Genomic DNA, 20,631 nt, shown 5'->3' with positions numbered 1-20,631 from the left:
CAACGGCGTCAGGACCGCGTTTTTTTCTCATAGCTGCCCGCCTCTCGCCCAAGTGTGAACCTAGTGTTCACTCAAACAAGCGCAGAGTGAGGCCGCACCAAAGCGCAATCCGCGTGACGGAGCAAACCTAAAGAGGGGGTTCGACGTGAACCGCGACGCCATCTCGATACAGTCCCTACCGGCCTATCAAGCCGAGCAGTTCTGCGTGGACATCGGAGCAAATGCCGGTGATCCGATCAGCGTGCTTGATGAACTGGTCATGGATGACATCTATGAGCTGGGGGCCGGCGCCACGACAGATCGGCTTGAGATCGCAGCGCATGTGGATGGCGGCTTTTCAGTACATGGGAGCTCTGCGCTTGGCACGCCCGATGCGGCATTGTTCCTCGATTGTGTCGTGACACTGATGCCGGATCGTGGTGCTGCAACAGATGCGCTCATTCTGGTCGAGGTCGACAACGAAGGGCTGATTTCGCAGATTTATCTGGTACCGCAGGCTCCGCTCATGCCCTGCACCGGTTATCGTCTGGTCAATGCAAGCCGACACAATGTGCGGCAACGTCTGGCACAGATGACCTGCGTCGCCTTCACTCGTGGCACCCGGATCAGCATGAGCACCGGAGAACAGCGCCTGATCGAAGAGCTGACCCCCGGCGACCAGATCCTGACACGAGACAGCGGCGCGCAGACCATTACCTGGATTGGACGCACAACGGTTCGGGCTGTGGGCGAAATGGCTCCGATTCTGATCCGCAAGGGCGCGCTGAACAATGCGCGCGACCTGATCGTCAGCCCGGATCACCGTCTGATGGTATATCAACGGTCAGATCAACTTGGGACAGGCAGGGCGGAACTCCTGCTGCGCGCGCGCGATCTGGTCAATGGCGAGACGGTCGTGGTGCAGGATGGCGGATATGTCGAGTATTTCCAGATCCTCTTTGATCGTCACTACATCATCTATGCCGAGGGAATCGCAGCAGAATCCCTGTTTGTGGACGCCGTGACAAAGCCGGTGCTGCCGGAGGACGTACGGCAGCGACACGTTCGGCTGTCCAGGCCTCACGCATCGCGCACGAACTACGGACTGGACGTCAAACGCGAAATGCTAACGCGGCCGGATGCCGTGGCCTTGCTGAGACGCGCCTCGCAGCGTTGAGGCAGATACAGGGCTGAGGCAGAAGCGGGCGCGCGCAGCCCGACAATTTCAGCCGGTGCCGCGCGTCTGAGAACGGGCAAACCCTGCCCCTTCACTCATGCCTGCCATAAACGCATCCGCTACGGTTGGTGCGGTGGCGGCATGTCCATTCGGGTGCGCCACGTGCGGAGACCCGGATTGCGCTGTTTCAGGCGGATAATGCGCCTCGTCCCCGACAGCGGCCTTGAGCAGAAGAAAGACGCCCGAAAAGCCGAACCACAGGCAGGACAGGATCAGCCCCGCGATGGCATGCGTCTGGCCAGAGCTCAGAAGCGCGGAGTAGAGGGCGGCGGAGGCAAAGCCTGCGCCGACGGCCGCACTGATCGCACACAAGGTTGCAAACAGAACCCGGCGCGCACCGCGCCGGGCCTTGGTTCTAAGAAGCCTCAACATCAGATCAGCGACGGTTGCTCAGGTAACCCAGCGCAAACCCAAGCCCCGCGGCGACAGCGGTGGCGGCAAGCGGCTGCGCACGCACGGCGTCTTCGGCCTGACGCGTCATCTGGGCAGCACCATCAGACATCGCTTGCGTCTGCTCGCGGACTGTATCCTGCGCCGCGTCGCGGGCCTTGCCTGCGCGATCCTTGGCAAGATCGGACACTGAACGCGTAAGTGCGGAGACGTCCGAACGCAGGACTTCCATCTGAGCTGCAATATCATCGGTCGAGGGGGCGGTCTGGTCCTTGGGCATGAGGATGCTCCTTTCTCGTTTCATTTCGTGTTCGAGAAGACAACGTGCCCACACTGGATTTGTTCCGACAAATTACACAGGCTGCGCATAATCCTTCGGGTCAGTGGCTTAATCACCGCGCGCTTTCAGGACGGGCGAACACCGCTTTTCCTTGCCTCGCTCCAGCTTTGTGGCTAAGGCCAGCCCCATGTTGGACACCGCTCAAAACCGCCCAGACCTGCCGCCGGAAATCGCGCGGCGCCGCACCTTTGCGATCATTTCGCACCCGGATGCGGGCAAGACCACGCTGACCGAGAAGTTTCTCCTTTATGGTGGCGCCATCCAGATGGCCGGTCAGGTGCGCGCCAAGGGCGAGGCCCGGCGCACGCGGTCCGACTTCATGCAGATGGAAAAGGACCGCGGCATCTCCGTCTCGGCCTCGGCGATGTCGTTTGATTACGGCAACTTCCGCTACAATCTTGTCGACACTCCCGGCCACTCGGATTTCTCCGAGGACACATATCGCACGCTCACAGCGGTGGATGCGGCGGTGATGGTGATCGACGGCGCCAAAGGTGTGGAAAGCCAGACGCAGAAGCTGTTCGAGGTCTGCCGCCTGCGCGACCTGCCGATCCTGACCTTCTGTAACAAGATGGACCGCGAGAGCCGCGACACCTTTGAAATCATCGACGAGATTCAGGAAAACCTCGCCATTGACGTCACCCCGGCCAGCTGGCCGATCGGCGTCGGGCGCGATTTCGTCGGCTGCTATGATCTTCTGCGCGACCGTCTGGAGCTGATGGACCGCGCTGACCGCAACAAGGTCGGCGAGAGCATCTCCATCAACGGTCTGGACGACCCGAAACTGGCCGAGCATGTGCCCGCGCATCTTCTGGAAAAACTGCTGGAAGAGGTCGAAATGGCGCGTGAGCTGATGCCGGCGCTGGACCCGCAGGCGGTGCTCGAAGGGCATATGACCCCGATCTGGTTCGGCTCCGCGATCAACTCCTTCGGGGTGCGCGAACTGATGGACGGCATCGGCGCCTATGGGCCCGAGCCGCAGATCCAGTCCGCCGAGCCGCGCAAGATCGCACCGGAGGAAAAGAAGGTCGCGGGCTTTGTCTTCAAGGTTCAGGCCAACATGGACCCAAAGCACCGCGACCGGGTGGCCTTCGTGCGTCTCGCCTCGGGGCATTTCAAACGCGGCATGAAGCTGACCCATGTGCGCAGCAAGAAGCCGATGGCGATCTCCAACCCGGTGCTGTTCCTCGCCTCTGACCGCGAACTGGCGGAAGAGGCCTGGGGCGGCGACATCATCGGCATTCCCAATCATGGCCAATTGCGCATCGGCGATACGCTGACCGAGGGCGAGGCCCTGCGGGTGACCGGCATCCCCTCCTTCGCGCCGGAGCTGCTGCAGGGCGTCCGCGCGGGCGATCCGATGAAGGCCAAGCACCTGGAAAAGGCGCTGATGCAGTTTGCGGAGGAAGGCGCTGCCAAAGTGTTCAAACCCTCGATCGGGTCGGGCTTCATCGTCGGCGTTGTTGGCCAGCTGCAATTCGAAGTGCTCGCCAGCCGGATCGAAATGGAATACGGCCTACCGGTGCGTTTCGAGGCCAGCCAGTTCACCTCGGCCCGCTGGGTGCATGGCGACAAGGCGGCGGTGGAGAAATTCGCCACTGCCAACAAGCAGCACATCGCCCACGACAATGACGGTGACGTCGTCTACATGACGCGGCTGCAATGGGACATCGACCGGGTGGAGCGGGACTATCCCGACTTGAAACTCTCCTCGACCAAGGAAATGATGGTTTAAGACCGCGGGCGCCCCTCACCGGGCGCCCGTTTTGGTTGGATAAGGAAATAAGACAGGCGCAGGCACATGCAGGACCCATCGGTGACCACAAAATGGGGCCTCGTCGCCACGCTCAAGGCTGAGGCTCCCGCGATACTAGACTTTTGCGCCTGGCATCTGGAACAGGGCGCGCATCGGCTGTTTCTCTACCTGGATGCCCCCTGCCCCGCGGTGCTGCCGCATCTGAAGGCCCACCCCAAGATCCGGGTGATCGAGACGGATGCCGCCCATTGGCAAAAACGCCGAGGCCGGGTGCCGCAGAAACATCAGGTCCGCCAGAGCCTCAACTCCACCCGCGCCTATCGCCGGCAAGCGGGCGACTTGGACTGGCTGATCCATATTGATGTGGACGAGTTTCTCTGGTCGCAAACCCCGATCCATTCACAACTTGGGGCGCTGCCGCCGGACGTGCTCTGCGCCCGCGTGCGGCCACTGGAATCACTGGCGGGTGGCCAGGACGTCTTCAAGGCGCGCATCCCCCAATCCCCCGAGCAGGACACGGTGGCGGCGCGGCTCTATCCGCAATTTGGGCCCTACCTGCGGGGGGGATTCATCAGCCATGTGCAGGGAAAGCTGTTTGTCCGCACCGGCCTCGACGACGTCGACCTGCGCATCCACAATGTCTATGTGGACGCGCAGGAAAACCCCGCCGCGACAGAGCTGGCGGACGTCGATCTCTGCCATCTGCATGCCACGGATTGGACGCACTGGCTCCAGCACTATCGCTATCGGCTGCAAAAGGGCTCCTACCGGTCGGAGCTGCGCCCTTCCGGCGCCCGCGCCGCGGCTGGCGTCACCCTGCATCAGCTTCTGTCGCAGATCGAATCAGATCGGGGCGAGGCCGGCCTGCGCGCCTTCTTCGACGAGATCTGCGCCGACAGTCCGGATTTGCGCGCCAAATTGGACGCAGAAGGGCTGTTGCGGCGGCGTGAACTGCCGTTGACACAGCTCCGCCGGAAACATTTCACACGATTTAGCTGAAATGTTCCCGAAATACTGCAAATCCCTCGGGCCATTCGCAGATCTGCGCCGCGGTATCGCGATCATTTGACCGTATCTCGCAATTTTGCTATGTGCCCTGCATCCGGGGACTCCTGCATGGGCAAGGGTCCGACTGATACCGGCATAGAGACACACGCGCGGGCCAGGTCAGTGTCCGCAAAAACGGACGCATATGACAAAATTCACCGATCTGAACCTGAATCCAAAGGTCCTCAAAGCGATTGAGGAAGCAGGATACGAAAATCCGACCCCGATTCAGTCGGGTGCCATTCCAGCCGCACTGGAAGGGCGCGATGTCCTCGGGATCGCTCAGACCGGCACCGGCAAGACAGCCTCCTTTACCCTGCCGATGATCACCCGTCTGGCGCGCGGGCGCGCGCGGGCGCGGATGCCACGGTCGCTGGTGCTGTGCCCCACACGGGAGCTGGCCGCACAGGTTGCCGAGAACTTCGACACCTACGCCAAACACGTGAAACTGACGAAGGCGCTGCTGATTGGCGGCGTGTCTTTCAAGGAGCAGGACGCGGCGATCGACCGTGGCGTCGACGTGCTGATCGCCACTCCGGGCCGCCTGCTGGACCATTTCGAACGCGGCAAGCTGTTGCTGACCGGAATCGAAATCATGGTGGTGGACGAGGCCGACCGGATGCTCGACATGGGTTTCATCCCGGACATCGAACGCATCTTCTCGCTGACCCCCTTCACCCGCCAGACACTGTTCTTCTCCGCCACCATGGCGCCGGAGATCGAGCGCATCACCAACACCTTCCTGTCTGGCCCCGAGCGGGTGGAAATTGCGCGGCAAGCGAGCACCTCGGAGACCATCGAACAGGCTGTGGTGATGTTCAAAGCGTCCCGCAAGGACCGCGAAGCGACCGAGAAACGCCGGGTCCTGCGCGAACTGATCGATCAGGAAGGCGAGGGCATCAAGAACGCCATCATCTTCTGCAACCGCAAGACCGACGTCGATATGGTGGCCAAGTCGCTGAAGAAATACGGCTATGACGCAGCGCCGATCCACGGCGATCTGGACCAGAGCCAGCGCACACGCACCCTCGACGGGTTCCGCGAAGGCGCGCTGAAGTTCCTCATCGCCTCTGATGTGGCCGCGCGTGGTCTGGATGTGCCCTCTGTGAGCCATGTGATCAACTTTGACGTGCCCGGCCACGCCGAGGACTACGTTCACCGCATCGGCCGCACCGGCCGCGCCGGACGTGACGGCAAGGCGATCACCATCTGCACTCCGCGCGACGAGAAAGCGCTGGATGCGGTCGAAGGCCTGGTGCAAAAGCAGATCACCCGCCTGGAGAACCCAGTGAAGCCAGCAGCCCGCAAAGCTGCGGCCCCGGCAGAGGACTCCACGGACACGGCGAAGCCAAAACCGACCCGTCGCAGCCGCAGCAAGCCTGCCGCCCAAAAGCCCGACACCAGCACTAGCCCCGCCGAAGCCAATCCTGTTGTAGAAGTCGAACAACCACAGCAGGCGCCTGTGCAAGCGGTCCAGGAAAAACCTGCAAGGTCGCAAGATCGGCCACAGCAGGATGTCGGCACCGGAAGCAAGCCCAATAAATCCCGATCCTCCCGTGGGCGTCGGGATGATCGCCGCGACGAGAAAGTCGTGGGCATGGGCGACCATATGCCCAGCTTCATTGCGCTGAGCTTTGACGAGCGTCGCGCCGGCTGATCCGACCGAACACCTTGATCTGAAAACCGCCCTGCCCTTGGCACGGGCGGTTTTTCTATTCCGGTCACCCCGACGCCGCGTTGCAGCAGCGGCATAGCGGGATTGCCAAGCTATGCGATGTGCACAGGCCGATGATGGACTAAATACCGGGCATCAAATGAATACCCAAGGTGATGTTATGGACCTGCGATCAACTGCCCCGCTCCTGAGCGACGACTTGAAAGAAATCGAACTCCGCGCCCGCCGTATGCGTGCAGAAGCTTTTGCGGCGATGTTTTCCGCAATCGGCTCCGCATTGGTCCGCTCGATCAAGGCCCCTGCCCTGATCTTCAGCCGCCCCCGCGCAGCCTGAGTTCAACTCGACCAGACGTGGCGTGCGCGACCGCGCCCGACTGACGAAAAACGCCCGGACCTGATCGGTCCGGGCGTTTTCTGTTCCAGAGGCCTATACCTCCTTCATCTTTTCAAAAATATCTCGGGGGTGAAGTGCCCCGCAGAGGCACGAGGGGGCAGCGCCCCCTCCTCCCACATCAGCGCATGCGGCTGACGACCACCGTAACCTCAGGCTTCTTGCCGATTTCCGATTGGGCGGTCTGACGCGCCACGCGCTTCAGCTCCTGTTCCAGCTTGTCGTCGTCCTTCAGGGTCTTCTTGCCGGCGCGCATCAGGAACTGGTTCAGGTCCTCTTCCATGATCTCCGCCAGCGCGGCATTGGACTGGCCGGTCTCGGCCAGGCCCTTCAGATCCACCCAAGGTTCCCCGAGCGGCTCGTCATCCTCGTCGAGGATCGCGGTCACCACCACAAGGCCATTCAGCGCCATGCGGATACGGTCCCGCACGATGCCATCCATGGCGCCGATCTTGACCGAGCCATCCAGATAAGTGCGACCGGTGTCGATATATTCCGCCACCTTGGGCGCATCGCCAGTCAGATCCACCATCATGCCGTTGACGGCGATGGTCGAGGCGATGCCCTTCTCCTCGCCCAGACGGGCGTGCTGACGCAGGTGGCGGTGCTCGCCGTGCATCGGGATCAGGATCTTGGGCTTCACGATGTCATGCATGCGCTCCAGATCCGGCCGGTTGGCGTGACCCGACACGTGATAAAGACCGGAGGAAATCATCCACCACATCCACACCGCGCTCGGAGAACTGGTTCATAACCCAGATCACACCCTTCTCGTTGCCGGGAATGGTCTTGGAGGAGAACAGGAACAGATCGCCCTCTTTCAGCTCCAGGCCGCGATACTTGCCGCGCGCCAGCTGCGCGGACGCCGCACGGCGCTCCCCCTGAGACCCGGTGATGATCAGCATCAGGTTTTCGCGCGGGATGTCCCCGGCTTCTTCCGGCTGCACCACGGCCGGAAAATCGGTCAGAACGCCGGTCTGGATCGAAGCCTCGATCATCCGGTTCATGGCCCGCCCCAACAACACGATGGAGCGGCCCGCGCGGACGCCAGCCTCGGCAAGGGTCTTAACCCGCGCCACGTTAGAGGCAAAGGTGGTCGCCGCCACCATGCCGGAGGCCCCGGCAACCAGCTGGGTGATGTTGTCGCCCAGATCGCTCTCTGACCGACCCGCATGCTGGGTGAACACATTGGTGGAATCGCAGATCAGCGCCTGCACCCCATCCTTGGAAATCTCGGCCCAGAGGTCGGGATCAAAAGCCTCGCCGACGATCGGCTTCTCGTCCAACTTGAAGTCGCCGGTATGCACCACACGGCCCGCCGGGCTGTCGATGACCAGACCACCGGATTCCGGGATCGAGTGGGAGATCGGCACCGCGCTGATGGAGAAGGGACCAAGCTTGACCACATCCGGCCAGGGCGAGATCGTCACCACCTTCTCGGGGTCGTGGCCCTGCTCTTCCATCTTGCGACGCGCGATATTCGCCGTGAAGGCGCGGGCGTAAACCGGCACGTTGTTCAGACGGCTATAAAGATGCGCCACCGCCCCGATGTGGTCTTCGTGGGCGTGGGTGATGAAGATGCCCTCCAACTGGTCGGCGCGTTCGGCCAGCCAGGTGATGTCGGGCATGATCAGATCCACGCCCGGCGTGGTGTCCATGTCGGGAAAGGCCACGCCCAGATCGACGAGAATCAGGCGTTCCTTGCCCGGTGCGCCGTAGCCGTAGACATAGGCGTTCATGCCAATTTCACCCGCCCCGCCAAGGGGCAGATAGATCAAACGTTCACTGCTCATACGTGAGTACCGATATCCTTGTTGTGTTCGTGGATGAGCCTCAGACCTTGCATGGTCAGGTCATCCTCATATGCGTCAAATAGATCTGCTGTCTGCTGGAAGAGCGGCGCCAGCCCGCCGGTAGATATGACTTTCATCGGCACGGCGGCCTCGGCGCGGATCTGGGTGCAGATCTCGCGCACCAGCCCGACATAGCCCCAGAACACGCCCGACTGCATGCAGGTCACGGTATTGGTGCCGATCACCTTCTGCGGCTTGGAAATGTCCACATGCGGCAGCGCCGCCGCCGCGTGGTGCAGCGCCTCGAGGCTGAGGTTGACACCTGGGGCGATCACACCGCCCACATAGGCGCCGTCGCGAGCCACGACATCAAACGTCGTGGCGGTGCCGAAGTCGACGACAATCAGGTCGCCACCGTATTTCTTGTACCCCGCCACCGTGTTCACCAACCGATCCGGTCCCACGGTCGTGCCCGCATCCACGCGCGTGCCGACCGGCAGTGCGCATTCGGGCTTGCCCACCACCAGCGGGCGGGTGTTGAAATACCGATCCGCAAGGACACGCAGGTTGAACACCACGCGCGGCACGGTGGAGGAAATGATCACATCGGTAATCTTGGCCTTCACCCCCTGCAGGGACATCAACGTGGAAAGCCAGACGTAATACTGATCCGCCGTGCGCTGCCATTCGGTCGAGGTGCGCCAATGGCCGATCATCTGATCGCCATCCCAAAGTGCAAAGACCGTGTTGGTGTTGCCGCAGTCAACCGCGAGAAGCATGTGCCCCGCCTCCGTCAGAAAAAGATATCCGCAGCGGGGATGGTGACCTTCCCCTTGGCGGTGGTGAGAACGAGGTTGCCCGCGTCGTCTATGGTCTCGAACGTGCCCGATGTCTCCTCGCGCGCAGTGCGTGCGGTGATGACCTCGCCCAGCTTGGCAGCGCGTGACAGCCACAGCTCGCGGATCGGGGCAAAGCCGTAGGTAGTGAACTGCTCCTCATGGCGGGCAAAGGCAAGGGCCAAAGCCGACAGAAAGGTCTCCGGGTCAACCCGAACGCCGGTTTCGGATTGCAGCGACACTGGCCAGACCGCACCCGGTTCCAGCCATTCCTTCATCGGGGTCTGCGCCAGGTTCACGCCAATCCCGACTGAGAGATAGTCCACCCCTGCCCCGGCGCCGGAGCTTTCCAACAGGATGCCGGCCAGCTTGCCACCATTCAGCAGCACGTCATTGGGCCATTTGAGCGCCAGACCAGCGGTGCGGCCAGTGACCGTCTCCACCGCATCGTAAAGCGCCAGCGCGGCGACAAAGCTGCGCAGGGCGATCTGATCCGGGCTGCCCGCAGGACGATAGACCAATGTGCCGGCGAAATTTCCCTCGGGGTCGGTCCAGGCGCGCCCCCGCCGTCCGCGCCCCTTCGTCTGGCGCAGCGCGAGGATCCATTCCGGGCCGGTGAGCTCCGGCGCAAGGCGGGCGGCCTCATCCAGGGTGCTGTCAACATCCGCCAGCACGCGGCGCCCGTATCCGATTGGCCAATCTGTCATGCGCGCCCCTTTAGCACTGGCATCAGCAAAAGGCAAAAGGCCCGGTCGCACCGGACCGGGCCTTTTGACGAATTATTGCCTGTCGTCTTCAGCGGACCAGCATCGCAGCCGCCGCAGCCGCCGCCCCTTCGACACCGAAGGTGGTAATCACACCGATCAGCATCAGTGCCGCACCGGCGGTGAAAAAGGCCAGCAACACCGGAGAGCGCGAGGTCTCCACATCATCGGCGTCAGCGCCGAAATACATCAGGAACACGATGCGCAAATAGTAGTAGGCCCCGATCACCGACGCGATCACACCCGCGATTGCAAGCCAGGTCATGTTGGCCTCAACCGCGGCGCGCAGCACGAAGAATTTGCCAAAGAAGCCCAGCATCGGCGGCACACCAGCCAACGAGAACAGCAGCACCAGCATCCCCAGCGCACGGCCGGGTTCGCGCTTGGCGTATTGGTTCAACGCGCTGATATCAGTGACCGCTTTTCCATCGCGATGCAGCATCATGATGAAGGCAAACGTGCCAATGTTCATCGCCACATAGATCGACATGTAGATCAGCAGCGCTTGAATGCCGAGCGCGGTGCCCGCTGCCAAGCCGATCAGCGCATACCCCATATGCGCAATCGAGGAATAGGCCATCAGGCGTTTCAGGTCAGTCTGTCCGATCGCCGCAACCGCGCCGAGGAACATCGACAGCACCGACAGCAGCGCGATGATTTGGCTCCAGTCTTCGACCGCATATCCAAAGGCATCGTGCAGCACACGGGCAAACAGCGCCATCGCTGCAACCTTCGGAGCCGAAGCAAAGAAGGCTGTCACCGGCGTCGGCGCGCCTTCATAAACGTCCGGCGTCCACATGTGGAAGGGCACCGCAGAGACCTTGAACGCCATGCCGGAGATCAGGAAGACGATGCCGAACAACAGGCCAACCGTGACCTCGCCATGCTGGGCGACCTCGATAATGCCGGAGAACAGCGTGGTGCCAGCAAATCCATAGACCAGCGACGCGCCGTACAGCAGCAGACCGGAGGACAGCGCGCCAAGCACGAAATACTTCAGACCGGCCTCGGTGGACTTCACGCTGTCCCGGCGCAGGGCGGCAACCACATACAGCGCCAGAGATTGCAGTTCCAGCCCCATATAAAGCGCCATCAGGTCGCCTGCGGAGACCATGACCATCATGCCGATGGCCGAGAGCGCGATCAGGATCGGATATTCAAACCGCAGCATGCCGCGTTTTGACATGTAATCCTGCCCCATCACCATCACGGCGGCGGCAGAGAACAGGATCGCCACCTTGGCAAAGCGCGAGAAGGCATCATCGACGAACATGCCGCCGAAGGCCTCGGTCGCACCAGAGCCGGAGGTTCCGATCCAGATCCCCAGCACCACCATCAGCGCGGCGGTTACCCACACGAGCATCGGCGCCAGCTTGTCCTTGACGGTGTAGACAGCCACGAGCAGCGCCGCCATCGAGAAGACGGCGAGGATGATCTCGGGCAGGATCACGGAGAGATCAGCTTGCATCTCATCAGCTCCTTAGTGGGAATTTGTGGCGGCGACATCGACTTCGGCGGTGTCCGACAGGACCCCCGCGTCGGCGACGGCCGTATTGACGGATTGAACGAGCGCTTCGGTCGAAGGACCGATCACGTCGGTAACAACGGCAGGATAGACACCGAGCAGCAGGGTCATGGCGATGAGCGGCGCAAAGATCCATTTCTCACGGGCGGACATATCCTTGATGGCTTTCAGGCTCTCCTTGATCAGATCGCCAAAGACCACCCGGCGATAAAGCCAGAGCGCATAGCAGGCCGAGAAGATCACGCCGGTGGTGGCGACAAAGGCCACCCATGTGTTCTCCTGGAAGGCGCCCACGAGGGTCAGGAACTCGCCGATGAAACCGGATGTGCCCGGCAGGCCGACGTTGCCCATGGTGAAGAACATGAACACCAGCGCGAAGGCCGGCATGCGGATCACCAGACCGCCATAGGCGTCGATGTCGCGGGTGTGCATGCGGTCATAGATCACACCCACACAGAGGAAGAGCGCAGCCGAGATGAACCCGTGGCTGAGCATCTGGAAGATCGCACCATCGACCCCCTGCTGGTTGGCAGTAAAGATGCCCATGGTCACAAAGCCCATATGCGCCACAGAGGAATAGGCGATCAGCTTCTTCATGTCCTCCTGCACCATCGCAACCAGCGAAGTGTAGACGATGGCGATGGCGGACATCCACAGGACGACATCGGTCATCACTTCGGAGCCCACCGGGAACATCGGCAGGGAGAAGCGCAGGAAGCCGTAGCCGCCCATTTTCAACAGGATCGCCGCCAGCACGACCGAGCCAGCGGTCGGCGCCTGCACGTGCGCATCCGGCAGCCAGGTGTGCACCGGCCACATCGGCATTTTCACCGCGAAGGAGGCGAAGAAGGCCAGGAACAGCAACGTTTGTGCGCCGCCGACAATGTGGATGCCCATCAGGTCAAAGCCAACTGCCGAGAAGTTGTGGTTCAGCATGCCTACGATGTCCGTAGAGCGGAAATCCGAATACATGTAGACCATCGCCACCAGCATCAGCACGGAGCCAAAGAAGGTGTAGAGGAAGAATTTGAACGAGGCGTAGATGCGGTCCTTGCCCCCCCAGATGCCGATAATCAGGAACATCGGGATGAGCCCGGCCTCGAAGAACATGTAGAACAGCACCAGGTCCAGCGCCATGAACACGCCGAGCATCAGCGTTTCCAGAACCAGGAAGGCGATCATGTATTCCTTGACCCGGCTGGAGACATTCCAGCTCGCCAGAATGGTCAGCGGCATCACAAAGGTCGTCAGCAACACGAAAAGCACCGAAATGCCATCGACGCCCATCTTGTACTGCAAGCCAAAGATCCACTCCCGCTCTTCCACAAACTGGAAGCCAGTGTTGGAGGCATCAAAGCCGAAGTAGATGAACAAGCTCACGAAGAAGGTCATCGAGGTGGCGATCAGCGCGACATATTTCGCGTTCCGCCGCGCGGCTTCGTCGTCCCCGCGCATCAGCAGCCCCATGACGGCAGCCGCCAGCGCGGGAATGAAGGTTACGATGGAGAGAATATTATCCATCAGTGCGATCCTCCGCCGATCGACATCCAGGTGACAAGGGCGGCAATGCCCAGCACCATATAGAAGGCATAAGTGAAGATATAACCGGACTGCGCCCGGCCAGCGAGACGGGTGAAGAAGGGCACGATCCCCATGGCGATCCCGTTGAGGAAGCCATCAATGGTCTTGCCGTCGCCCTTCTTCCAGAAGAACTTGCCGATCGCCAGTGCGGGTTTGACGAAGACCACATTGTAGAGCTCGTCAAAGTACCACTTGTTCTTGAGGAACAGGTAGAGCGGACGCTGCTGCTGCGCGAGGCGCTTGGGCAATTCCGGGTTCACGATATAGAACAGGATCGCCAGCAGCAGACCACCCAGCATGGCGATGAAGGGCGAGACCTTCACCCATTTGGGTGCGGCATGGGCATCGTCCAGAACATGGTTGTCTGGCGCCATGTAAAGCGCGCCTTCACCCGGCTCGCCTGCAAACACATAATGATGCTCGCCGGCGGCTGCGGCCTCTTCGCCGTGACCTTCGGTTGCATCAGCGCCATGCGCGGCAGCCTCACCTTCGGCGGCATGACCCTCGGCAGAGGCTTCTGCCACCGGAATGCCGTAGAATTTGCCAACCTTGTCGGCGTGACCGAAGAAGGAGTTGTACCACAGCATGCCTGAAAACACTGCGCCCAGAGCCAGCACGCCCAGCGGGATCAGCATGACCATCGGGCTTTCGTGCGCGTGGTCATGGGTGTGCTTGTCGCCGCGCGGCTTGCCGTAGAAGGTCAGGAAGATCAGGCGCCAGCTGTAGAAGGAGGTCATCGCGGCGGCGATCACCAGCAGCCAGAAGCCATACATGGAGCCGCCCGCATAGGCGCTCTCGATGATCGCATCCTTGGACAGGAAGCCGGCAAACCCAATGTGGGTCAGCGGAATGCCAACGCCGGTGATGGCCAGCGTGCCGATCATCATCGCGGCAAATGTATAAGGGATCTTTTTACGCAAACCGCCATAGTTCATCATGTCCTGCTCGTGGTGCATCGCATGGATGACCGAGCCCGCGCCAAGAAACAGCATCGCCTTGAAGAAGGCGTGGGTGAACAAGTGGAACATCGCTGCCGAGTACATGCCGACACCTGCGGCCACGAACATGTAGCCGAGCTGCGAACAGGTCGAATAGGCGATCACGCGCTTGATGTCGGTCTGAACCAGACCCACGGTCGCGGCAAAAAACGCGGTGGTGGCGCCCAGCACGGTGATAAAGGCGGTCGCTTCGGGGGCAACTTCCATCAGCGGCGACATGCGGCACACGAGGAAGACACCTGCGGTCACCATGGTCGCGGCGTGAATGAGCGCCGACACCGGGGTCGGGCCTTCCATCGCGTCCGGCAGCCAGGTGTGCAGGATCAGCTGCGCCGATTTGCCCATGGCGCCGACAAACAGCAGGAAGGCAATCAGGTTGGCCGCGTTCCAGTCGCTCCAGAGGAAGGACACGGTGGTTTCCGCCAGATCCGGCGTCGCCGCGAAAATGGTACCGAGGTTGATGCTGTCGGTGAGGAAGAACAGTGCGAAGATCCCCAGCGAAAAGCCGAAGTCCCCCACACGGTTGACGATGAAGGCCTTCATCGCTGCCGCACCGGCAGAGGGCTTGCGGTAGTAGAAACCAATCAGAAGGTAGGATGCAACGCCCACGCCTTCCCAGCCGAAGAACATCTGCACAAGGTTGTTGGAGGTCACCAGCATCAGCATGGCGAAGGTGAAGAACGACAGATAGGCAAAGAAGCGCGGCTTGTAGCTCTCGCCCTCTTTGAACTGCGGATCGTGATCCATATAGCCGAAGGAATAGAGATGCACGAGCGCCGACACGGTGGAGATCACGATCAGCATGATCGCGGTCAGCCGGTCCAGACGGATCGCCCAGGAGGTCGACAGGCTGCCGCTCTCGATCCAGCGGAAGATCTCGATGATGCGGGTTTCACCGTCAAACGACAGGAAGACGACCCACGACAAGAGCGCCGTCAGGAACAACAGGCCGGTGGCGGTCCACATGGCGGCTTTTTCGCCGATGATCTTGTGGCCGAAGCCGCAGATCACCGCCCCCACCAGCGGGGCAAAGAGGAGAATGGTTTCCATCTGGATTAGCCCTTCATCACGTTGATGTCTTCGACAGCGATGGTGCCGCGGTTGCGGAAGAAGCAGACGAGGATCGCAAGGCCAATCGCGGCCTCAGCGGCGGCGACGGTCAGCACGAACAGCGTGAACACCTGCCCCACCAGATCGCCAAGGAACGACGAGAAGGCGACAAGGTTGATGTTCACGGCCAGCAGCATGAGTTCGATGCTCATCAAGAGGATGATCACGTTCTTGCGGTTCAGGAAGAGCCCGAAGATACCGATGACGAACAGCGTCGCCGCCACGGTGAGATAATGTTCAAGTCCGATCATTGATCAAAGCCCCTGCCCCGGTTTGATGTCCTTGAGTTCCATGGCCTTGGCCGGATCGCGATACATCTGGGCGAGAACGTCCTGACGTTTCACATCCTTGCGATGGCGCAGGGTCAGAACGATGGCGCCGATCATGGCGACCAGCAGGATCAGACCCGACAGCTGGAACAGAAGGAAATATTGGTCGTAGATGATGAGGCCAAGCGCCTCGGTGTTGTGGCGCCCATCCGGCATCGGCTGGCTGATGTTCGCGGCCACGTCCTGCGCGCTCTCCCAGGAGCCGAAGGCAATCACGAATTGCATCAGGATCACCAGCCCGATCAGCAGCGCCAGCGGCATGTATCGGGCCATCTCGGCCTTCAGCTCGGCGAAATCCACGTCGAGCATCATGACAACAAACAGGAACAACACGGCGACCGCGCCCACGTAGACGATGACCAGCAGCATGGCGACAAATTCCGCCCCCAGCAGCACGAACAGCCCGGCCGAGGAAATAAACGCCAGGATCAGCCACAGCACCGAATGCACGGGCTGGCGGCTCACCACGGTGAACAGCCCGCCAGTGATGGCGCTGATGGCGAAGAGGTAAAAGGCAAACACGCTCATGTCTCATCGTCCCCTTTGTCGTCCATGACCTCCTGCGCCAAATCCATTGCGCGGGTCATGGCCGGAATGCCGGCAAACACCGACATCTGTCCGATCGTTTCAACGATCTCTTGTTTCTTCGCGCCCGCCGCAAGAGCGTGGCGCACGGTCTGACGCACGGCGGTATCCGCCTGCGCGCCCTGCATGGTCAGCCCCGCCAGCGTCAGCAGCAGCCGGGTCTTGGCATCAAGCCCGTCCTTGTTGACGGTGTTGCCGAACATCATGTCCATGACCTCTTTGGGCATGGTCGGCCAGAGCGCCTCAAACCCTTTGGGAGAGAAACTCTCAAGTGCGGGATTGAGGGCCTTCGCCATCTCCTGCGCCTGGGCCATCATGGCCTCGAAAGGGTTTTTCGGCGTCTCGGTCATCTGTACGGCGCGTCCAGTTCAAGGTTGCGGGCGATCTCTGCTTCCCAGCGCTCACCATTGGCCAGAAGCTTGTCCTTGTTGTAGAACAGCTCCTCACGGGTCTCGGTTGCGAACTCGAAGTTCGGCCCCTCAACGATGGCGTCCACCGGGCAGGCTTCCTGACAGAAACCGCAGTAGATGCATTTGGTCATGTCGATGTCGTAGCGCGTGGTGCGGCGGCTGCCGTCCTCGCGCGGTTCGGCATCAATGGTGATGGCCTGCGCCGGGCAGATCGCCTCGCAGAGCTTGCAGGCAATGCAGCGTTCCTCGCCATTCGGGTAGCGACGCAGCGCGTGCTCGCCGCGGAAACGCGGGCTGAGCGGGCCTTTCTCATGCGGGTAGTTCAGGGTCGCTTTGGGGGCGAAGAAATACTTCAACCCCAGCTTGAACCCCTGCCAGACGTCCTGCAGCAAGAAGTATTTGGCGGCGCGGGTGTAATCCATCTGGGTCATATCAGCCTCCTGTGCTCCAGCGGGCGAATGCCCCCCAGAACCAATCGAAACGTGCGGCAAAGGCCACGAACACCACCCAGACCAGCGAGAACGGCAGGAAGACTTTCCAGCCCAAGCGCATCAGCTGGTCGTAGCGGTAACGCGGGGTGATGGCTTTGACCATTGCGAAGAGGAAGAAGAAGAACGCCATCTTCGCGACCATCCACAAGGGGCTGTCGGGGATGAACGGAATGGGCGAGAGCCAGCCACCGAAGAACAGCAGCGAGGTGAGCGCGCACATCAGGAAGATGGCGATATATTCCCCAGCCATGAACAAGAGGAACGGCGTCGAGGAGTATTCCACCTGATAGCCCGCAACCAGTTCGGATTCTGCTTCGGGCAGGTCGAACGGTGGGCGGTTGGTTTCCGCAAGGCAGGAGATGAAGAACAGGAACACCATCGGGAAATGCGGCAGCCAGTACCAGTTGAACAACCCGGCCGAGCCGTCCTGCGCGCGAACGATGTCGCCGAAGTTCATGCTGCCGGTCGACAGGATCACGCCAATGATGATGAGGCCGATGGAGACCTCGTAGGAAATCATCTGCGCCGCCGACCGCAAGCTGCCAAGGAACGGGTATTTGGAGTTCGATGCCCAGCCGCCCATGATGACGCCATAAACCTCGAGCGAGGAGACCGCGAAGACATAGAGGATGGCGACATTGATGTCCGACAGCACCCAAGTGTCACTGAAGGGGATCACCGCCCAGGCGATCATCGCCAGAACAAAGGAGGTGATGGGCGCCATGATAAAGACGGCCCGGTCGGAGCCGGCCGGGATGACCACCTCCTTGACCACGTATTTCAACGCATCCGCCACGGTCTGCAGCAGGCCAAAGACCCCCACCACATTGGGGCCGCGCCGCATCTGGACCGCAGCCCAGATCTTGCGATCCCCGTAAACGAGGAACAGGAGCGAAATCATAACAAAGGCGACGACCGCAAGGGTCTGCGCTAGTATGATGACGGCAATGCCGACAGGGGTGTTAAAGAATTCAGCCATGGGTCCTCACACCGTAGGTATTCCGTTTGCCTTGCAGTCCTGCACCACGACCTGAGCGTCGAGGGTGCGCAAACCGCGCGGTAAGGCTGGCGAGATGGTGTAGACAGCATCCGCCTTCCAAATACCAGACTCTTGTTTCGTTTTTGTGCGCACATGACGCGCAAAGCCATATCCGCGGATCAGCGCATATTGTGCGGCCGCGCAATCGGCATAGTCGTTCAAATCCTCAGGCGCGCCGAGTTGATCCATGGTCACATGGAACTGCACCAGATCCCCATCGAGGAGGCTGGTGTCCACGCCGAGATAATCGGGCGCGGCGCGGCTCACCTCATCGCCCGACACATCCGTGCAGGCCATGAGGGCAAGCCCCGTAAGCGATATGATCGCCGCGCGGATCACTCTGCCGCAATCTGCGTCTCGCGACGCGCCTTGGCCTGGGCGGAAAGTTCCGCCATCAGCTGCGACGCGCGCGCAATCGGGTTGGTCAGGTAGAAGTCCTGAATCGCGGGCAGGAAATCCGCCTTGCCGAGTTTTTCAACCGGCAACGCCTCGCCGTCATTCTCGACAACGCGATCAACCTTGGCCAGATGCGGGACGTCCTTGATCAGCGCCTTGCGCAGTTGCGCGAGGCTATCATAGGGCAGTTTTGCATCCACTTCCGCCGAAAGTGCGCGCAGGATGGCCCAGTTTTCCTTGGCCTCCCCCGGTGCAAAGCTTGCGCGCATGGCAAGCTGCGGACGGCCTTCGGTGTTCACAAAGAGGCCGTTTTCCTCGGTATAGGCTGCACCCGGCAGGATCACGTCGGCGCGGTGCGCGCCACGGTCGCCATGGCTGCCCTGATAGATCACAAACGCGCCTGCATCGATTTCGACCTCATCAGCCCCGAGGTTGTAGATCACCTCTGCACCGTCAATCGCGGCAGCTACGCCGCCTTCGGTGACAGCCCCGATGTCCATAGCACCCACGCGTGCTGCTGCGCTGTGCAGGATCATCAGCTTGGAGCCGGTATCTGCCGCGAGTTTCTGCGCGGCGGCCAGAACGGCCAGACCATCAGCCTCACGCAGGGCACCCTGCCCCACGATCACCACAGAAGGCGCATCCAGCACCGCACCGTAGTCTTTGTTCAAGAGCCCCTCGAGCGCGGCACGATCAGTGCCCACATGGGCATAATCATAGGTCAGATCCACCGCAGGGCCGACAAGCCCCACTTGCGCGCCCTTCAGCCATGCCTTGCGGATGCGGGCATTCAGCACCGGAGCTTCATTGCGTGGATCGGTCCCGATCAGCTCGATAAACTTGGCGTTATCAATGTCTTCGATGGTGGCGGTACCGACATATGCGGCGCGGTTGCCGATGGGCAGACGCGCATTATCAGTGCGGCATTCCACCTTGCCATCAAGGCTCTCGATCAGATTTTTCAGCGCATAGCCAGCTTCAACCGGGACCAGATCACCGATCAGACCTGCGACCTTCTTGCCCTTCATCGCGGTGGCGACAGCCTCCAGCGCTTCGGGCCAGGTGGCGGGCTTCAGCTTGCCCTCGACGCGCACATAGGGGCGGTCCAGACGTTGGCGACGCAGGCCGTCCCAGACAAAACGGGTCTTGTCGGAGATCCATTCCTCATTCACGCCATCGTGGTTGCGCGGCAGGATGCGCATCACTTCGCGGCCCTTGGTGTCCACGCGGATGTTCGATCCCAGCGCGTCCATCACGTCGATGGTCTCGGTCTTGGTCAGCTCCCATGGACGCGCGGTAAACGCATAAGGTTTCGACGTCAGCGCACCCACCGGGCAGAGGTCAATGATGTTGCCCTGCAGGTTCGAATCCAGTGTCTCGTTCAGATAGGAGGTGATCTCCGCATCCTCACCGCGCCCAGTCTGGCCCATCTGGTTGATGCCGGCCACCTCGGAGGTGAAGCGCACGCAGCGGGTGCAGGAGATGCAGCGGGTCATCGCGGTGCCGACCAGCGGGCCGAGGTCGAGATCATCTACAGCGCGCTTCGGCTCGCGGAAGCGGGAGAAGTCGACGCCATAGGCCATCGCCTGATCCTGCAGATCGCATTCACCGCCCTGATCGCAGATCGGGCAATCGAGCGGGTGGTTGATCAGCAGGAACTCCATCACGCCTTCGCGCGCCTTTTTCACCATCGGCGAATTGGTCTTCACCTGCGGCGCTTGGCCTTCGGGACCGGGGCGCAGATCGCGCACCTGCATCGCACAAGAGGCGGCAGGCTTGGGCGGGCCGCCGACGACCTCCACAAGGCACATACGACAGTTGCCCGCAATCGAGAGACGCTCGTGGTAGCAGAAGCGCGGGATCTCGATCCCGGCCTGCTCACAGGCCTGAATCAGGGTCATCGCCCCTTCGACTTCGATCTCGGTTCCGTCAATGTTGATCTTGCGGAGGTCAGACATG

At 61.3% G+C, this 20,631-nt stretch carries 19 protein-coding genes and 1 pseudogene; 5 read left to right on the top strand and 15 right to left on the bottom strand.

What is annotated here, in order from left to right; translation table 11 throughout:
* The first annotated feature begins 145 nt into the window (after positions 1-145).
* Positions 146-1,156, top strand: coding sequence for a Hint domain-containing protein (locus R1T40_RS02665; protein WP_317385771.1), 1,011 nt, complete (start codon positions 146-148; stop codon positions 1,154-1,156).
* 48 nt (positions 1,157-1,204) lie between these two features.
* On the opposite strand, the gene R1T40_RS02660 is transcribed toward R1T40_RS02665, so the two are convergent.
* Positions 1,205-1,588, bottom strand: coding sequence for a hypothetical protein (locus R1T40_RS02660; RefSeq protein ID WP_317385770.1), 384 nt, complete (start codon positions 1,586-1,588; stop codon positions 1,205-1,207).
* A 4-nt stretch (positions 1,589-1,592) separates the two neighbouring features.
* Positions 1,593-1,886, bottom strand: coding sequence for a DUF883 family protein (locus tag R1T40_RS02655; protein WP_106163398.1), 294 nt, complete (start codon positions 1,884-1,886; stop codon positions 1,593-1,595).
* 187 nt (positions 1,887-2,073) lie between these two features.
* Between R1T40_RS02655 and R1T40_RS02650 the strand changes: the two genes are divergently transcribed.
* The 4 genes from R1T40_RS02650 (at position 2,074) to R1T40_RS02635 (ending at position 6,758) form a co-directional block, all read left to right on the top strand.
* Positions 2,074-3,681, top strand: a complete 1,608-nt coding sequence (locus R1T40_RS02650) for a peptide chain release factor 3 (protein ID WP_106163397.1) — start codon at positions 2,074-2,076, stop codon at positions 3,679-3,681.
* A 66-nt stretch (positions 3,682-3,747) separates the two neighbouring features.
* Positions 3,748-4,701 carry a glycosyltransferase family 2 protein gene (locus R1T40_RS02645; RefSeq protein ID WP_317385769.1) on the top strand — a complete coding sequence of 318 codons (954 nt, stop codon included), beginning with the start codon at positions 3,748-3,750 and terminating at the stop codon, positions 4,699-4,701.
* Between the two features lie 193 nt (positions 4,702-4,894).
* Positions 4,895-6,406 (top strand): DEAD/DEAH box helicase, encoded by a 1,512-nt coding sequence (locus tag R1T40_RS02640; protein WP_317385768.1) that lies wholly within the window; start codon positions 4,895-4,897, stop codon positions 6,404-6,406.
* A 178-nt stretch (positions 6,407-6,584) separates the two neighbouring features.
* A complete protein-coding gene (locus tag R1T40_RS02635) occupies positions 6,585-6,758 on the top strand; it encodes an RSP_7527 family protein (protein ID WP_165798113.1) in 174 nt (57 codons plus the stop codon).
* A gap of 178 nt (positions 6,759-6,936) precedes the next feature.
* On the opposite strand, the pseudogene R1T40_RS02630 reads toward R1T40_RS02635, so the two are convergent.
* The 13 genes and pseudogenes from R1T40_RS02630 to nuoG form a co-directional block, all read right to left on the bottom strand.
* Positions 6,937-8,608, bottom strand: a pseudogene (locus R1T40_RS02630) (ribonuclease J).
* Positions 8,605-9,387 carry a type III pantothenate kinase gene (locus tag R1T40_RS02625; protein WP_106163393.1) on the bottom strand — a complete coding sequence of 261 codons (783 nt, stop codon included), beginning with the start codon at positions 9,385-9,387 and terminating at the stop codon, positions 8,605-8,607. The pseudogene R1T40_RS02630 and the gene R1T40_RS02625 overlap by 4 nt, the downstream one beginning before the upstream one ends.
* Before the next feature lie 14 nt (positions 9,388-9,401).
* Positions 9,402-10,151: a biotin--[acetyl-CoA-carboxylase] ligase gene (locus tag R1T40_RS02620; RefSeq protein WP_106163392.1), complete on the bottom strand. Its 750-nt coding sequence runs from the start codon at positions 10,149-10,151 to the stop codon at positions 9,402-9,404.
* Between the two features lie 88 nt (positions 10,152-10,239).
* Positions 10,240-11,676 carry an NADH-quinone oxidoreductase subunit NuoN gene (nuoN, locus tag R1T40_RS02615; RefSeq protein WP_106163391.1) on the bottom strand — a complete coding sequence of 479 codons (1,437 nt, stop codon included), beginning with the start codon at positions 11,674-11,676 and terminating at the stop codon, positions 10,240-10,242.
* Positions 11,677-11,688: 12 nt separating this feature from the next.
* Complete coding sequence (locus R1T40_RS02610) at positions 11,689-13,254, bottom strand: NADH-quinone oxidoreductase subunit M (protein ID WP_317385767.1); 1,566 nt, start codon at positions 13,252-13,254, stop codon at positions 11,689-11,691.
* A complete protein-coding gene (gene nuoL / locus R1T40_RS02605; protein WP_317385766.1) occupies positions 13,254-15,362 on the bottom strand; it encodes an NADH-quinone oxidoreductase subunit L in 2,109 nt (702 codons plus the stop codon). The genes R1T40_RS02610 and nuoL overlap by 1 nt, the downstream gene beginning before the upstream one ends.
* A gap of 5 nt (positions 15,363-15,367) precedes the next feature.
* The gene (gene nuoK / locus R1T40_RS02600) at positions 15,368-15,673 is read right to left on the bottom strand and encodes an NADH-quinone oxidoreductase subunit NuoK (RefSeq protein ID WP_005624625.1); all 306 of its coding nucleotides are present in this window, start codon (positions 15,671-15,673) and stop codon (positions 15,368-15,370) included.
* 3 nt (positions 15,674-15,676) lie between these two features.
* On the bottom strand, positions 15,677-16,279 hold the full coding sequence (locus R1T40_RS02595; RefSeq protein WP_106163388.1) for an NADH-quinone oxidoreductase subunit J: 603 nt from the start codon (positions 16,277-16,279) through the stop codon (positions 15,677-15,679).
* Positions 16,276-16,686, bottom strand: coding sequence for a carboxymuconolactone decarboxylase family protein (locus R1T40_RS02590; protein WP_106163387.1), 411 nt, complete (start codon positions 16,684-16,686; stop codon positions 16,276-16,278). The genes R1T40_RS02595 and R1T40_RS02590 overlap by 4 nt, the downstream gene beginning before the upstream one ends.
* The gene (gene nuoI, locus R1T40_RS02585) at positions 16,683-17,177 is read right to left on the bottom strand and encodes an NADH-quinone oxidoreductase subunit NuoI (protein ID WP_106163386.1); all 495 of its coding nucleotides are present in this window, start codon (positions 17,175-17,177) and stop codon (positions 16,683-16,685) included. The genes R1T40_RS02590 and nuoI overlap by 4 nt, the downstream gene beginning before the upstream one ends.
* Position 17,178: 1 nt before the next feature.
* Positions 17,179-18,216, bottom strand: a complete 1,038-nt coding sequence (nuoH, locus tag R1T40_RS02580) for an NADH-quinone oxidoreductase subunit NuoH (protein ID WP_106163385.1) — start codon at positions 18,214-18,216, stop codon at positions 17,179-17,181.
* A gap of 6 nt (positions 18,217-18,222) precedes the next feature.
* Positions 18,223-18,615: a hypothetical protein gene (locus tag R1T40_RS02575; RefSeq protein ID WP_106163384.1), complete on the bottom strand. Its 393-nt coding sequence runs from the start codon at positions 18,613-18,615 to the stop codon at positions 18,223-18,225.
* Entirely contained in the window at positions 18,612-20,630 is a 2,019-nt protein-coding gene (gene nuoG / locus R1T40_RS02570) for an NADH-quinone oxidoreductase subunit NuoG (RefSeq protein ID WP_317385765.1), read from the bottom strand. Before nuoG ends, R1T40_RS02575 begins: the two co-directional genes overlap by 4 nt.
* Between the last annotated feature and the right edge of the window lies 1 nt (position 20,631).

The organism is Tritonibacter scottomollicae (assembly GCF_032924845.1).
Taxonomy (GTDB): Bacteria; Pseudomonadota; Alphaproteobacteria; order Rhodobacterales; family Rhodobacteraceae; genus Epibacterium; species Epibacterium scottomollicae.
Note: the sequence above shows the minus strand (reverse complement) of the source record. Positions and strands in the feature narration are given on the sequence as shown.

Excerpts from the sequence above, each read along its gene's own strand:
- R1T40_RS02595 (WP_106163388.1), bottom strand. The coding sequence starts at position 16,279 with ATGAGCGTGTTTGCCTTTTACCTCTTCGCCATCAGCGCCATCACTGGC.
- nuoG (WP_317385765.1), bottom strand. The coding sequence starts at position 20,630 with ATGTCTGACCTCCGCAAGATCAACATTGACGGAACCGAGATCGAAGTC.
- nuoH (WP_106163385.1), bottom strand. The coding sequence starts at position 18,216 with ATGGCTGAATTCTTTAACACCCCTGTCGGCATTGCCGTCATCATACTA.
- R1T40_RS02625 (WP_106163393.1), bottom strand. The coding sequence starts at position 9,387 with ATGCTTCTCGCGGTTGACTGCGGCAACACCAACACGGTCTTTGCACTT.
- nuoI (WP_106163386.1), bottom strand. The coding sequence starts at position 17,177 with ATGACCCAGATGGATTACACCCGCGCCGCCAAATACTTCTTGCTGCAG.
- R1T40_RS02635 (WP_165798113.1), top strand. The coding sequence starts at position 6,585 with ATGGACCTGCGATCAACTGCCCCGCTCCTGAGCGACGACTTGAAAGAA.
- R1T40_RS02590 (WP_106163387.1), bottom strand. The coding sequence starts at position 16,686 with ATGACCGAGACGCCGAAAAACCCTTTCGAGGCCATGATGGCCCAGGCG.
- nuoN (WP_106163391.1), bottom strand. The coding sequence starts at position 11,676 with ATGCAAGCTGATCTCTCCGTGATCCTGCCCGAGATCATCCTCGCCGTC.
- R1T40_RS02660 (WP_317385770.1), bottom strand. The coding sequence starts at position 1,588 with ATGTTGAGGCTTCTTAGAACCAAGGCCCGGCGCGGTGCGCGCCGGGTT.
- nuoK (WP_005624625.1), bottom strand. The coding sequence starts at position 15,673 with ATGATCGGACTTGAACATTATCTCACCGTGGCGGCGACGCTGTTCGTC.
- nuoL (WP_317385766.1), bottom strand. The coding sequence starts at position 15,362 with ATGGAAACCATTCTCCTCTTTGCCCCGCTGGTGGGGGCGGTGATCTGC.
- R1T40_RS02645 (WP_317385769.1), top strand. The coding sequence starts at position 3,748 with ATGCAGGACCCATCGGTGACCACAAAATGGGGCCTCGTCGCCACGCTC.
- R1T40_RS02610 (WP_317385767.1), bottom strand. The coding sequence starts at position 13,254 with ATGGATAATATTCTCTCCATCGTAACCTTCATTCCCGCGCTGGCGGCT.
- R1T40_RS02620 (WP_106163392.1), bottom strand. The coding sequence starts at position 10,151 with ATGACAGATTGGCCAATCGGATACGGGCGCCGCGTGCTGGCGGATGTT.
- R1T40_RS02640 (WP_317385768.1), top strand. The coding sequence starts at position 4,895 with ATGACAAAATTCACCGATCTGAACCTGAATCCAAAGGTCCTCAAAGCG.
- R1T40_RS02655 (WP_106163398.1), bottom strand. The coding sequence starts at position 1,886 with ATGCCCAAGGACCAGACCGCCCCCTCGACCGATGATATTGCAGCTCAG.
- R1T40_RS02650 (WP_106163397.1), top strand. The coding sequence starts at position 2,074 with ATGTTGGACACCGCTCAAAACCGCCCAGACCTGCCGCCGGAAATCGCG.